This is a genomic window from Shigella sp. FC1544, assembly GCF_001722145.1.
GTDB lineage: Bacteria > Pseudomonadota > Gammaproteobacteria > Enterobacterales > Enterobacteriaceae > Escherichia > Escherichia coli.
This window is the reverse complement of sequence record NZ_MECT01000004.1, coordinates 1-13,951: the sequence shown is the minus strand read 5'-3', so window position 1 is coordinate 13,951 and position 13,951 is coordinate 1. Positions and strand designations below refer to the sequence as shown.

Here is a 13,951-nt window from a genome sequence, read left to right as displayed (position 1 = left end):
ACGGTTGTGGCGCACGTCTTCGGTGAACGCACTCTGGCCACACTGGAGCGTCTTCTGAGCCTGCTGTCGGCCTTTGAGGTCGTGGTATGGATGACGGATGGCTGGCCGCTGTATGAATCACGCCTGAAGGGAAAGCTGCACGTTATCAGCAAGCGTTACACTCAGCGCATTGAGCGACATAATCTGAATCTGAGACAACATCTGGCAAGGCTGGGACGGAAGTCACTGTCGTTCTCAAAATCGGTGGAGCTGCATGACAAGGTCATCGGGCATTATCTGAACATAAAACACTATCAGTAAGTTGGAGTCATTACCGAGATTGAGTAGATATTCTTGTTCAGAATGTATCAGCCGATGGTTCTACGATTCTTAAGCCACGAAGAGTTCAGAAAGTGTAACGGCATGTCTGCAAAAGCCAGCATCTTTTGACTATCTGGCAACCGGTAGTGTGTTCTCTCACGCATCATAAAAGCAGCAGGCATAAAAAAACCCGCTTGCGCGGGCTTTTTCACAAAGCTTCAGCAAATTGGCGATTAAGCCAGTTTGTTGATCTGTGCAGTCAGGTTAGCCTTATGACGTGCAGCTTTGTTTTTGTGGATCAGACCTTTAGCAGCCTGACGGTCCACGATCGGTTGCATTTCGTTAAATGCTTTCTGTGCAGCAGCTTTGTCGCCAGCTTCGATAGCTGCGTATACTTTCTTGATGAAAGTACGCATCATAGAGCGACGGCTTGCGTTGTGCTTACGAGCCTTTTCAGACTGAATGGCGCGCTTCTTAGCTGATTTGATATTAGCCAAGGTCCAACTCCCAAATGTGTTCTATATGGACAATTCAAAGGCCGAGGAATATGCCCTTTTAGCCTTCTTTTGTCAATGGATTTGTGCAAATAAGCGCCGTTAATGTGCCGGCACTCGTTACGTAGTGATGGCGCAGGATTCTACCAGCTTGCGGGGTGTGAATACAGCTTTTCCGCGATAAAAATTGCAGCAGGCGGTCACTTTCTTCCCGTTATTTGCGCCATGGCAATGAAAAGCCACTTCTTTCTGATTTCGGTACTCAATCGCCGGTTAACCTTGACCGCTGTACAAGGTATACTCGGACGATTTTCACTGTTTTGAGCCAGACATGAAGCTGATACGCGGCATACATAATCTCAGCCAGGCCCCGCAAGAAGGGTGTGTGCTGACTATTGGTAATTTCGACGGCGTGCATCGCGGTCATCGCGCGCTGTTACAGGGCTTGCAGGAAGAAGGGCGCAAGCGCAACTTACCGGTGATGGTGATGCTTTTTGAACCTCAACCACTGGAACTGTTTGCTACCGATAAAGCCCCGGCAAGACTGACCCGGCTGCGGGAAAAACTGCGTTACCTTGCAGAGTGTGGCGTTGATTACGTGCTGTGCGTGCGTTTCGACAGGCGTTTCGCGGCGTTAACCGCGCAAAATTTCATCAGCGATCTTCTGGTGAAGCATTTGCGCGTAAAATTTCTTGCCGTAGGGGATGATTTCCGCTTTGGCGCTGGTCGTGAAGGCGATTTCTTGTTATTACAGAAAGCTGGCATGGAATACGGCTTCGATATCACTAGTACGCAAACTTTTTGCGAAGGTGGCGTGCGTATTAGCAGCACCGCTGTGCGTCAGGCGCTGGCGGATGACAATCTGGCTCTGGCAGAAAGTTTACTGGGGCACCCGTTTGCCATCTCCGGGCGTGTAGTCCACGGTGATGAATTAGGGCGCACTATAGGTTTCCCGACGGCGAATGTACCGCTACGCCGTCAGGTTTCCCCGGTGAAAGGGGTTTATGCGGTAGAAGTGCTGGGCCTCGGTGAAAAGCCGTTACCCGGCGTGGCAAACATCGGAACACGCCCAACGGTTGCCGGTATTCGCCAGCAGCTGGAAGTGCATTTGTTAGATGTTGCAATGGACCTTTACGGTCGCCATATACAAGTAGTGCTGCGTAAAAAAATACGCAATGAGCAGCGATTTGCGTCGCTGGACGAACTGAAAGCGCAGATTGCGCGTGATGAATTAACCGCCCGCGAATTTTTTGGGCTAACAAAACCGGCTTAAGCCTGTTATGTAATCAAACCGAAACACGGAACCGAGAATCTGATGAGTGACTATAAATCAACCCTGAATTTGCCGGAAACAGGGTTCCCGATGCGTGGCGATCTCGCCAAGCGCGAACCGGGAATGCTGGCGCGTTGGACTGATGATGATCTGTACGGCATCATCCGTGCGGCTAAAAAAGGCAAAAAAACCTTCATTCTGCATGATGGCCCTCCTTATGCGAATGGCAGCATTCATATTGGTCACTCGGTTAACAAGATTCTGAAAGACATTATCGTGAAGTCCAAAGGGCTTTCCGGTTATGACTCGCCGTATGTGCCTGGCTGGGACTGCCACGGTCTGCCGATCGAGCTGAAAGTAGAGCAAGAATACGGTAAGCCGGGTGAGAAATTCACCGCCGCCGAGTTCCGCGCCAAGTGCCGCGAATACGCGGCGACCCAGGTTGACGGTCAACGCAAAGACTTTATCCGTCTGGGCGTGCTGGGCGACTGGTCGCACCCGTACCTGACCATGGACTTCAAAACTGAAGCCAACATCATCCGCGCGCTGGGTAAAATCATCGGCAACGGTCACCTGCACAAAGGCGCGAAGCCGGTACACTGGTGCGTTGACTGCCGTTCTGCGCTGGCGGAAGCGGAAGTTGAGTATTACGACAAAACTTCTCCGTCCATCGACGTTGCTTTTCAGGCGGTCGATCAGGATGCACTGAAAGCAAAATTTGCCGTAAGCAACGTTAACGGCCCAATCTCGCTGGTGATCTGGACCACTACGCCGTGGACTCTGCCTGCGAACCGCGCAATCTCTATTGCACCTGATTTCGACTATGCGCTGGTGCAGATCGACGGTCAGGCCGTGATTCTGGCGAAAGATCTGGTTGAAAGCGTAATGCAGCGTATCGGCGTGACCGATTACACCATTCTCGGCACGGTAAAAGGTGCGGAGCTTGAGTTGCTGCGCTTTACCCATCCGTTTATGGGCTTCGACGTTCCGGCAATCCTCGGCGATCACGTTACCCTGGACGCCGGTACCGGTGCCGTTCACACCGCGCCTGGCCACGGCCCGGACGACTATGTGATCGGTCAGAAATACGGCCTGGAAACCGCTAACCCGGTTGGCCCGGACGGCACTTATCTGCCGGGCACTTATCCGACGCTGGATGGCGTGAACGTCTTCAAAGCGAACGACATCGTCGTTGCGCTGCTGCAGGAAAAAGGCGCGCTGCTGCACGTTGAGAAAATGCAGCACAGCTATCCGTGCTGCTGGCGTCACAAAACGCCGATCATCTTCCGCGCGACGCCGCAGTGGTTCGTCAGCATGGATCAGAAAGGTCTGCGTGCGCAGTCACTGAAAGAGATCAAAGGCGTGCAGTGGATCCCGGACTGGGGCCAGGCGCGTATCGAGTCGATGGTTGCTAACCGTCCTGACTGGTGTATCTCCCGTCAGCGCACCTGGGGCGTACCGATGTCACTGTTCGTGCACAAAGACACGGAAGAGCTGCATCCGCGTACTCTCGAACTAATGGAAGAAGTGGCAAAACGCGTTGAAGTTGACGGCATCCAGGCGTGGTGGGATCTTGATGCGAAAGAGATCCTCGGCGATGAAGCTGATCAGTACGTGAAAGTGCCGGACACATTGGATGTATGGTTTGACTCCGGATCTACCCACTCTTCTGTTGTTGACGTGCGTCCGGAATTTGCCGGTCACGCAGCGGACATGTATCTGGAAGGTTCTGACCAGCACCGTGGTTGGTTCATGTCTTCCCTAATGATCTCCACCGCGATGAAAGGCAAAGCGCCGTATCGTCAGGTACTGACCCACGGCTTTACCGTGGATGGTCAGGGCCGCAAGATGTCTAAATCCATCGGCAATACCGTTTCGCCGCAGGATGTGATGAACAAACTGGGCGCGGATATTCTGCGTCTGTGGGTGGCATCAACCGACTACACCGGTGAAATGGCCGTTTCTGACGAGATCCTGAAACGTGCTGCCGATAGCTATCGTCGTATCCGTAACACCGCGCGCTTCCTGCTGGCAAACCTGAACGGTTTTGATCCAGCAAAAGATATGGTGAAACCGGAAGAGATGGTGGTACTGGATCGCTGGGCCGTAGGTTGTGCGAAAGCGGCACAGGAAGACATCCTCAAGGCGTACGAAGCATACGATTTCCACGAAGTGGTACAGCGTCTGATGCGCTTCTGCTCCGTTGAGATGGGTTCCTTCTACCTCGACATCATCAAAGACCGTCAGTACACCGCCAAAGCGGACAGTGTGGCGCGTCGTAGCTGCCAGACTGCGCTGTATCACATCGCAGAAGCGCTGGTGCGCTGGATGGCACCAATCCTCTCCTTCACCGCTGATGAAGTGTGGGGCTACCTGCCGGGCGAACGTGAAAAATACGTCTTCACCGGTGAGTGGTACGAAGGCCTGTTTGGCCTGGCAGACAGCGAAGCGATGAACGATGCGTTCTGGGACGAGCTGTTGAAAGTGCGTGGCGAAGTGAACAAAGTCATTGAGCAAGCGCGTGCCGACAAGAAAGTGGGTGGCTCGCTGGAAGCGGCAGTAACCTTGTATGCAGAACCGGAACTGGCGGCGAAACTGACCGCGCTGGGCGATGAATTACGATTTGTCCTGTTGACCTCCGGCGCTACCGTTGCAGACTATCACGACGCACCTGCTGATGCTCAGCAGAGCGAAGTACTCAAAGGGCTGAAAGTCGCGTTGAGTAAAGCCGAAGGTGAGAAGTGCCCACGCTGCTGGCACTACACCCAGGATGTCGGCAAGGTGGCGGAACACGCAGAAATCTGCGGCCGCTGTGTCAGCAACGTCGCCGGTGACGGTGAAAAACGTAAGTTTGCCTGATGAGTCAATCGATCTGTTCAACAGGGCTACGCTGGCTGTGGCTGGTGGTAGTCGTGCTGATTATCGATCTGGGCAGCAAATACCTGATCCTCCAGAACTTTGCTCTGGGGGATACGGTCCCGCTGTTCCCGTCGCTTAATCTGCATTATGCGCGTAACTATGGCGCGGCGTTTAGTTTCCTTGCCGATAGCGGCGGCTGGCAGCGTTGGTTCTTTGCCGGTATTGCGATTGGTATTAGCGTGATCCTGGCAGTGATGATGTATCGCTCGAAGGCCACGCAGAAGCTAAACAATATCGCTTACGCGCTGATTATTGGCGGCGCGCTGGGCAACCTGTTCGACCGCCTGTGGCACGGCTTTGTTGTCGATATGATCGACTTCTACGTCGGCGACTGGCACTTCGCCACCTTCAACCTTGCCGATACTGCCATCTGTGTCGGTGCGGCACTGATTGTGCTGGAAGGTTTTTTGCCTTCTAGAGCGAAAAAACAATAATAAACCCTGCCGGATAAGGCGTTTACGCCGCATCCGGCAAAAATCCTCAAATATAAGAGCAAACCTGCATGTCTGAATCTGTACAGAGCAATAGCGCCGTCCTGGTGCACTTCACGCTAAAACTCGACGATGGCACCACCGCCGAGTCTACCCGCAACAACGGTAAACCGGCGCTGTTCCGCCTGGGTGATGCTTCTCTTTCTGAAGGGCTGGAGCAACACCTGTTGGGGCTGAAAGTGGGCGATAAAACCACCTTCTCGTTGGAGCCAGATGCGGCGTTTGGCGTGCCGTCACCGGACCTGATTCAGTACTTCTCCCGCCGTGAATTTATGGATGCAGGCGAGCCAGAAATTGGCGCAATCATGCTTTTTACCGCAATGGATGGCAGTGAGATGCCTGGCGTGATCCGCGAAATTAACGGCGACTCCATTACCGTTGATTTCAACCATCCGCTGGCCGGGCAGACCGTTCATTTTGATATTGAAGTGCTGGAAATCGATCCGGCATTGGAGGCGTAACATGCAGATCCTGTTGGCCAACCCGCGTGGTTTTTGTGCCGGGGTAGACCGCGCTATCAGCATTGTTGAAAACGCGCTGGCCATTTACGGCGCACCGATATATGTCCGTCACGAAGTGGTACATAACCGCTATGTGGTCGATAGCTTGCGTGAGCGTGGGGCTATCTTTATTGAGCAGATTAGCGAAGTACCGGACGGCGCGATCCTGATTTTCTCCGCACACGGTGTTTCTCAGGCGGTACGTAACGAAGCAAAAAGTCGCGATTTGACGGTATTTGACGCGACCTGTCCGCTGGTGACCAAAGTGCATATGGAAGTCGCCCGCGCCAGTCGCCGTGGCGAAGAATCTATTCTCATCGGTCACGCCGGGCACCCGGAAGTGGAAGGGACAATGGGCCAGTACAGTAACCCGGAAGGGGGAATGTATCTGGTCGAATCGCCGGACGATGTGTGGAAACTGACGGTCAAAAACGAAGAGAAGCTCTCCTTTATGACCCAGACCACGCTGTCGGTGGATGACACGTCTGATGTGATCGACGCGCTGCGTAAACGCTTCCCGAAAATTGTCGGTCCGCGCAAAGATGACATCTGCTACGCCACGACTAACCGTCAGGAAGCGGTACGCGCCCTGGCAGAACAGGCGGAAGTTGTGTTGGTGGTCGGTTCGAAAAACTCCTCCAACTCCAACCGTCTGGCGGAGCTGGCCCAGCGTATGGGCAAACGCGCGTTTTTGATTGACGATGCGAAAGACATCCAGGAAGAGTGGGTGAAAGAGGTTAAATGCGTCGGCGTGACTGCGGGCGCATCGGCTCCGGATATTCTGGTGCAGAATGTGGTGGCACGTTTGCAGCAGCTGGGCGGTGGTGAAGCCATTCCGCTGGAAGGCCGTGAAGAAAACATTGTTTTCGAAGTGCCGAAAGAGCTGCGTGTCGATATTCGTGAAGTCGATTAAGTCATTAGCAGCCTAAGTTATGCGAAAATGCCGGTCTTGTTACCGGCATTTTTTATGGAGAAAACATGCGTTTACCTATCTTCCTCGATACTGACCCCGGCATTGACGATGCCGTCGCCATTGCCGCCGCGATTTTTGCACCCGAACTCGACCTGCAACTGATGACCACCGTCGCGGGTAATGTCTCGGTTGAGAAAACCACCCGCAACGCCCTGCAACTGCTGCATTTCTGGAATGCGGAGATTCCGCTCGCCCAGGGAGCCGCTGTGCCGCTGGTACGCGCACCGCGTGATGCGGCATCTGTGCACGGCGAATCGGGAATGGCTGGCTACGACTTTGTTGAGCACAACCGAAAGCCGCTCGGGATACCAGCGTTTCTGGCGATTCGGGATGCCCTGATGCGTGCACCAGAGCCCGTTACCCTGGTGGCCATCGGCCCGTTAACCAATATTGCGCTGTTACTTTCACAATGCCCGGAATGTAAACCGTATATTCGTCGTCTGGTGATCATGGGCGGTTCTGCTGGTCGCGGCAACTGCACACCAAACGCCGAGTTTAATATCGCTGCCGATCCAGAAGCGGCTGCCTGTGTCTTCCGTAGCGGCATCGAAATCGTCATGTGCGGTCTGGATGTCACCAATCAGGCAATATTAACCCCTGACTATCTCGCTACTTTGCCGGAGTTGAATCGCACCGGAAAAATGCTCCACGCCCTGTTTAGCCACTACCGTAGCGGCAGTATGCAAAGTGGACTGCGTATGCACGACCTTTGCGCTATTGCCTGGCTGGTGCGCCCGGAATTGTTCACTCTCAAACCGTGTTTTGTGGCAGTGGAAACTCAGGGCGAATTTACCTCAGGCACGACGGTGGTTGATATCGACGGTTGCCTGGGCAAACCAGCCAATGTAAAGGTGGCATTGGATCTGGATGTGAAAGGCTTCCAGCAGTGGGTGGCTGAGGTGCTGGCTCTGGCGTCGTAACCTGTCACATGTTATCGGCATGCAGTCATTCATCGACTCATGCCTTTCACTGATATCCCTCCCTGTTTATCATTAATTTCTAATTATCAGCGTTTTTGGCTGGCGGCGTAGCGATGCGCTGGTTACTCTGAAAACGGTCTATGCAAATTAACAAAAGAGAATAGCTATGCATGATGCAAACATCCGCGTTGCCATCGCGGGAGCCGGGGGGCGTATGGGCCGCCAGTTGATTCAGGCGGCGCTGGCATTAGAAGGCGTGCAGCTGGGCGCGGCGCTGGAGCGCGAAGGATCTTCTTTACTGGGCAGCGACGCCGGTGAGCTGGCTGGTGCAGGGAAAACAGGCGTTACCGTGCAAAGCAGCCTCGATGCGGTAAAAGATGATTTTGATGTGTTTATCGATTTTACCCGTCCGGAAGGTACGCTGAACCATCTCGCTTTTTGTCGCCAGCATGGCAAAGGGATGGTGATCGGCACTACGGGGTTTGACGAAGCCGGTAAACAGGCGATTCGTGACGCCGCCGCCGATATTGCGATTGTCTTTGCCGCCAATTTTAGCGTTGGCGTTAACGTCATGCTTAAGCTGCTGGAGAAAGCAGCCAAAGTGATGGGTGACTACACCGATATCGAAATTATTGAAGCACATCATAGACATAAAGTTGATGCGCCGTCAGGCACCGCACTGGCAATGGGAGAGGCGATCGCCCACGCCCTTGATAAAGATCTGAAAGATTGCGCGGTCTACAGTCGTGAAAGCCACACCGGTGAACGTGTGCCTGGCACCATTGGTTTTGCCACCGTGCGTGCAGGTGACATCGTTGGCGAACATACCGCGATGTTTGCCGATATTGGCGAGCGTCTGGAGATCACCCATAAGGCGTCCAGCCGCATGACATTTGCTAACGGCGCGGTAAGATCGGCTTTGTGGTTGAGTGGTAAGGAAAGTGGTCTTTTTGATATGCGAGATGTGCTTGATCTCAATAGTTTGTAACCACAAAATATTTGTTATGGTGCAAAAATAATACATTTAATTTATTGATTATAAAGGGCTTTAATTATTGGCCCTTTTATTTTTAGTGTTATGTTTTTAAATTGTATATAAGTGCCAAAAATTACATGTATTGTCTTCTGTTTTTGTTGTTTTAATGTAAAATTTGACCATTTGGTCCACTTTTCCCTGCTCGCTTTTATTTCATGCAATCTTCTTGCTGCGCAAGCGTTTTCCAGAACAGGTTATATGATCTTTTTGTCGCTTAATGCCTGTAAAACATGCATGAGCCACAAAATAATATAAAAAATCCCGCCATTAAGTTGACTTTTAGCGCCCATATCTCCAGAATGCCGCCGTTTGCCAGAAATTCGTCGGTAAGCAGATTTGCATTGATTTACGTCATCATTGTGAATTAATATGCAAATAAAGTGAGTGAATATTCTATGGAGGGTGTTTTGATTAAGTCAGCGCTATTGGTTCTGGAAGACGGAACCCAGTTTCACGGTCGGGCCATAGGGGCAACAGGTTCGGCGCTTGGGGAAGTCGTTTTCAATACTTCAATGACCGGTTATCAAGAAATCCTCACTGATCCTTCCTATTCTCGTCAAATCGTTACTCTTACTTATCCCCATATTGGCAATGTCGGCACTAATGACGCCGATGAAGAATCTTCTCAGGTACATGCACAAGGTCTGGTGATTCGCGACCTGCCGCTGATTGCCAGCAACTTCCGTAATACCGAAGACCTCTCTTCTTACCTGAAGCACCATAACATCGTGGCGATTGCCGATATCGATACCCGTAAGCTGACGCGTTTACTGCGCGAGAAAGGCGCACAGAATGGCTGCATTATCGCAGGCGATAACCCGGATGCGGCGTTGGCGTTAGAAAAAGCCCGCGCGTTCCCAGGTCTGAATGGCATGGATCTGGCAAAAGAAGTGACCACCGCAGAAGCCTATAGCTGGACACAAGGGAGCTGGACGTTGACCGGCGGCCTGCCAGAAGCGAAAAAAGAAGACGAGCTGCCGTTCCACGTCGTGGCTTATGATTTTGGTGCCAAGCGCAACATCCTGCGGATGCTGGTGGATAGAGGCTGTCGCCTGACCATCGTTCCGGCGCAAACTTCTGCGGAAGATGTGCTGAAAATGAATCCAGACGGCATCTTCCTCTCCAACGGTCCTGGCGACCCGGCCCCGTGCGATTACGCCATTACCGCCATCCAGAAATTCCTCGAAACCGATATTCCGGTATTCGGCATCTGCCTCGGTCATCAGCTGCTGGCGCTGGCGAGCGGTGCGAAGACTGTCAAAATGAAATTTGGTCACCACGGCGGCAACCATCCGGTTAAAGATGTGGAGAAAAACGTGGTGATGATCACCGCCCAGAACCACGGTTTTGCGGTGGATGAAGCAACATTACCTGCAAACCTGCGTGTCACGCATAAATCCCTGTTCGACGGTACGTTACAGGGCATTCATCGCACTGATAAACCGGCGTTCAGCTTCCAGGGTCACCCGGAAGCCAGCCCTGGGCCACACGACGCAGCGCCGTTGTTCGACCACTTTATCGAGTTAATTGAGCAGTACCGTAAAACCGCTAAGTAATCAGGAGTAAAAGAGCCATGCCAAAACGTACAGATATAAAAAGTATCCTGATTCTGGGTGCGGGCCCGATTGTTATCGGTCAGGCGTGTGAGTTTGACTACTCTGGCGCGCAAGCATGTAAAGCCCTGCGCGAAGAGGGTTACCGCGTCATTCTGGTGAACTCCAACCCGGCGACCATCATGACCGACCCGGAAATGGCCGATGCGACCTACATCGAGCCGATTCACTGGGAAGTAGTACGCAAGATTATTGAAAAAGAGCGCCCGGACGCGGTGCTGCCAACGATGGGCGGTCAGACGGCGCTGAACTGCGCGCTGGAGCTGGAGCGTCAGGGCGTGTTGGAAGAGTTCGGCGTGACTATGATTGGTGCGACCGCCGATGCGATTGATAAAGCAGAAGACCGCCGTCGTTTCGACGTAGCGATGAAGAAAATTGGTCTGGAAACCGCGCGTTCCGGTATCGCACACACGATGGAAGAAGCGCTGGCGGTTGCCGCTGACGTGGGCTTCCCGTGCATTATTCGCCCATCCTTTACCATGGGCGGTAGCGGCGGCGGTATCGCTTATAACCGCGAAGAGTTTGAAGAAATTTGCGCCCGCGGTCTGGATCTCTCCCCAACCAAAGAGCTGCTGATTGATGAGTCGCTGATCGGCTGGAAAGAGTACGAGATGGAAGTGGTGCGTGATAAAAACGACAACTGCATCATCGTCTGCTCTATCGAAAACTTTGATGCGATGGGCATCCATACCGGTGACTCCATCACTGTCGCGCCAGCCCAAACGCTGACCGACAAAGAATATCAAATCATGCGTAACGCCTCGATGGCGGTGCTGCGTGAAATCGGCGTTGAAACCGGTGGTTCCAATGTCCAGTTTGCGGTGAACCCGAAAAACGGTCGCCTGATTGTTATCGAAATGAACCCACGCGTGTCCCGTTCTTCGGCGCTGGCGTCGAAAGCGACCGGTTTCCCGATTGCTAAAGTGGCGGCGAAACTGGCGGTGGGTTACACCCTCGACGAACTGATGAACGACATCACTGGCGGACGTACTCCGGCCTCCTTCGAGCCGTCCATCGACTATGTGGTTACTAAAATTCCTCGCTTCAACTTCGAAAAATTCGCTGGTGCTAACGACCGTCTGACCACTCAGATGAAATCGGTTGGCGAAGTGATGGCGATTGGTCGCACGCAGCAGGAATCCCTGCAAAAAGCGCTGCGCGGCCTGGAAGTCGGTGCGACTGGATTCGACCCGAAAGTGAGCCTCGATGACCCGGAAGCGTTAACCAAAATCCGTCGCGAACTGAAAGATGCTGGCGCAGAGCGTATCTGGTACATCGCCGATGCCTTCCGTGCGGGCCTGTCTGTGGACGGCGTGTTCAACCTGACCAATATTGACCGCTGGTTCCTGGTACAGATTGAAGAACTGGTGCGTCTGGAAGAGAAAGTAGCGGAAGTGGGCATCACTGGCCTGAACGCTGAATTCCTGCGCCAGCTGAAACGCAAAGGTTTTGCCGATGCGCGTCTGGCAAAACTGGCGGGCGTGCGCGAAGCGGAAATCCGCAAGCTGCGCGACCAGTATGACCTGCACCCGGTTTATAAGCGCGTGGATACCTGTGCGGCAGAGTTCGCCACCGACACCGCTTACATGTACTCCACTTATGAAGAAGAGTGCGAAGCGAATCCGTCTACCGACCGTGAAAAAATCATGGTTCTCGGCGGCGGCCCGAACCGTATCGGTCAGGGTATCGAATTCGACTACTGCTGTGTACACGCCTCGCTGGCGCTGCGCGAAGACGGTTACGAAACCATTATGGTTAACTGTAACCCGGAAACCGTCTCCACCGACTACGACACTTCCGATCGCCTCTACTTCGAGCCGGTAACTCTGGAAGATGTGCTGGAAATCGTGCGTATTGAGAAGCCGAAAGGCGTTATCGTTCAGTACGGCGGTCAGACCCCGCTGAAACTGGCGCGCGCGCTGGAAGCTGCTGGCGTACCGGTTATCGGCACCAGCCCGGATGCTATCGACCGTGCAGAAGACCGTGAACGCTTCCAGCATGCGGTTGAGCGTCTGAAACTGAAACAACCGGCGAACGCCACCGTTACCGCTATTGAAATGGCGGTAGAGAAGGCGAAAGAGATTGGCTACCCGCTGGTGGTACGTCCGTCTTACGTTCTCGGCGGTCGGGCGATGGAAATCGTCTATGACGAAGCTGACCTGCGTCGCTACTTCCAGACGGCGGTCAGCGTGTCTAACGATGCGCCAGTGTTGCTGGATCACTTCCTTGATGACGCGGTAGAAGTTGACGTGGATGCCATCTGCGACGGCGAAATGGTGCTGATTGGCGGCATCATGGAGCACATCGAGCAGGCGGGCGTGCACTCCGGTGACTCCGCATGTTCTCTGCCAGCCTACACCTTAAGTCAGGAAATTCAGGATGTGATGCGCCAGCAGGTGCAGAAACTGGCCTTCGAATTGCAGGTGCGCGGTCTGATGAACGTGCAGTTTGCGGTGAAAAACAACGAAGTCTACCTGATTGAAGTTAACCCGCGTGCGGCGCGTACCGTTCCGTTCGTCTCCAAAGCCACCGGCGTACCGCTGGCAAAAGTGGCGGCGCGTGTGATGGCTGGCAAATCGCTGGCTGAGCAGGGCGTAACCAAAGAAGTTATCCCGCCGTACTACTCGGTGAAAGAAGTGGTGCTGCCGTTCAATAAATTCCCGGGTGTTGACCCGCTGTTAGGGCCAGAAATGCGCTCCACCGGGGAAGTGATGGGCGTGGGCCGCACCTTCGCTGAAGCGTTTGCCAAAGCGCAGCTGGGCAGCAACTCCACCATGAAGAAACACGGTCGTGCGTTGCTTTCCGTGCGCGAAGGCGATAAAGAACGCGTGGTGGACCTGGCGGCAAAACTGCTGAAACAGGGCTTCGAGTTGGATGCGACCCACGGCACGGCGATTGTGCTGGGCGAAGCGGGCATTAATCCGCGTCTGGTGAACAAGGTGCATGAAGGCCGTCCGCACATTCAGGACCGCATCAAGAATGGCGAATATACCTACATCATCAACACCACTTCAGGCCGTCGCGCGATTGAAGACTCCCGCGTGATCCGTCGCAGTGCGCTGCAATATAAAGTGCATTATGACACCACCCTGAACGGTGGTTTCGCTACCGCGATGGCGCTGAATGCCGACGCGACCGAAAAAGTAATTTCGGTGCAGGAAATGCACGCGCAGATCAAATAATAGCGTGTCATGGCGGATATTTTTCATCCGCTAATTTGATCGAATAAGTAATACGGTTCTCTGATGAGGACCGTTTTTTTTGCCCATTAAGTAAATCTTTTGGGGGGTAATGACTCCAACTTACTGATAGTGTTTTATGTTCAGATAATGCCCGATGACCTTGTCATGCAGCTCCACCGATTTTGAGAACGACAGTGACTTCCGTCCCAGCCTTGCCAGATGTTGTCTCAGATTCAGATTATGTCGCTCA

12 protein-coding genes and 1 pseudogene are annotated in these 13,951 nt (G+C 53.3%); 11 read left to right on the top strand and 2 right to left on the bottom strand.

All coding sequences use genetic code 11. The features are described from left to right. Positions 1 to 300: pseudogene (locus BGK49_RS00315) on the top strand (IS1-like element IS1X2 family transposase); the annotation flags it as partial. A gap of 233 nt (positions 301 to 533) precedes the next feature. On the opposite strand, the gene rpsT reads toward BGK49_RS00315, so the two are convergent. After that, a complete protein-coding gene (gene rpsT / locus BGK49_RS00310) occupies positions 534 to 797 on the bottom strand; it encodes a 30S ribosomal protein S20 (protein WP_001274021.1) in 264 nt (87 codons plus the stop codon). Between the two features lie 102 nt (positions 798 to 899). On the opposite strand from rpsT, the gene BGK49_RS00305 reads away from it, so the two are divergent. From BGK49_RS00305 to carB, 10 genes are all read left to right on the top strand, one after another. Continuing rightward, positions 900 to 1,118: a DUF2575 family protein gene (locus BGK49_RS00305; protein ID WP_001295417.1), complete on the top strand. Its 219-nt coding sequence runs from the start codon at positions 900 to 902 to the stop codon at positions 1,116 to 1,118. Positions 1,119 to 1,125: 7 nt separating this feature from the next. Beyond that, positions 1,126 to 2,067 (top strand): bifunctional riboflavin kinase/FAD synthetase, encoded by a 942-nt coding sequence (ribF, locus tag BGK49_RS00300; protein WP_000767329.1) that lies wholly within the window; start codon positions 1,126 to 1,128, stop codon positions 2,065 to 2,067. Between the two features lie 42 nt (positions 2,068 to 2,109). Then, on the top strand, positions 2,110 to 4,926 hold the full coding sequence (ileS, locus tag BGK49_RS00295; protein ID WP_001286855.1) for an isoleucine--tRNA ligase: 2,817 nt from the start codon (positions 2,110 to 2,112) through the stop codon (positions 4,924 to 4,926). After that, the gene (gene lspA / locus BGK49_RS00290; protein ID WP_000083372.1) at positions 4,926 to 5,420 is read left to right on the top strand and encodes a signal peptidase II; all 495 of its coding nucleotides are present in this window, start codon (positions 4,926 to 4,928) and stop codon (positions 5,418 to 5,420) included. The genes ileS and lspA overlap by 1 nt, the downstream gene beginning before the upstream one ends. 68 nt (positions 5,421 to 5,488) lie before the next feature. Continuing rightward, entirely contained in the window at positions 5,489 to 5,938 is a 450-nt protein-coding gene (gene fkpB, locus BGK49_RS00285; protein WP_000004655.1) for an FKBP-type peptidyl-prolyl cis-trans isomerase, read from the top strand. 1 nt (position 5,939) lies between these two features. Beyond that, positions 5,940 to 6,890, top strand: a complete 951-nt coding sequence (ispH, locus tag BGK49_RS00280; RefSeq protein ID WP_001166395.1) for a 4-hydroxy-3-methylbut-2-enyl diphosphate reductase — start codon at positions 5,940 to 5,942, stop codon at positions 6,888 to 6,890. 65 nt (positions 6,891 to 6,955) lie between these two features. Further along, the gene (rihC, locus tag BGK49_RS00275; RefSeq protein WP_001239139.1) at positions 6,956 to 7,870 is read left to right on the top strand and encodes a ribonucleoside hydrolase RihC; all 915 of its coding nucleotides are present in this window, start codon (positions 6,956 to 6,958) and stop codon (positions 7,868 to 7,870) included. A gap of 166 nt (positions 7,871 to 8,036) precedes the next feature. Continuing rightward, complete coding sequence (gene dapB, locus BGK49_RS00270; RefSeq protein WP_000543610.1) at positions 8,037 to 8,858, top strand: 4-hydroxy-tetrahydrodipicolinate reductase; 822 nt, start codon at positions 8,037 to 8,039, stop codon at positions 8,856 to 8,858. 455 nt (positions 8,859 to 9,313) lie between these two features. Continuing rightward, positions 9,314 to 10,462, top strand: a complete 1,149-nt coding sequence (carA, locus tag BGK49_RS00255; RefSeq protein ID WP_005039063.1) for a glutamine-hydrolyzing carbamoyl-phosphate synthase small subunit — start codon at positions 9,314 to 9,316, stop codon at positions 10,460 to 10,462. Positions 10,463 to 10,479: 17 nt separating this feature from the next. Next, a complete protein-coding gene (carB, locus tag BGK49_RS00250; RefSeq protein ID WP_001126376.1) occupies positions 10,480 to 13,701 on the top strand; it encodes a carbamoyl-phosphate synthase large subunit in 3,222 nt (1,073 codons plus the stop codon). A 120-nt stretch (positions 13,702 to 13,821) separates the two neighbouring features. Here carB and BGK49_RS00240 read toward each other — a convergent pair. Then, positions 13,822 to 13,951 (bottom strand): IS1 family transposase (locus tag BGK49_RS00240; RefSeq protein WP_001554957.1); only part of this gene is annotated, 130 nt, incomplete at its 5' end.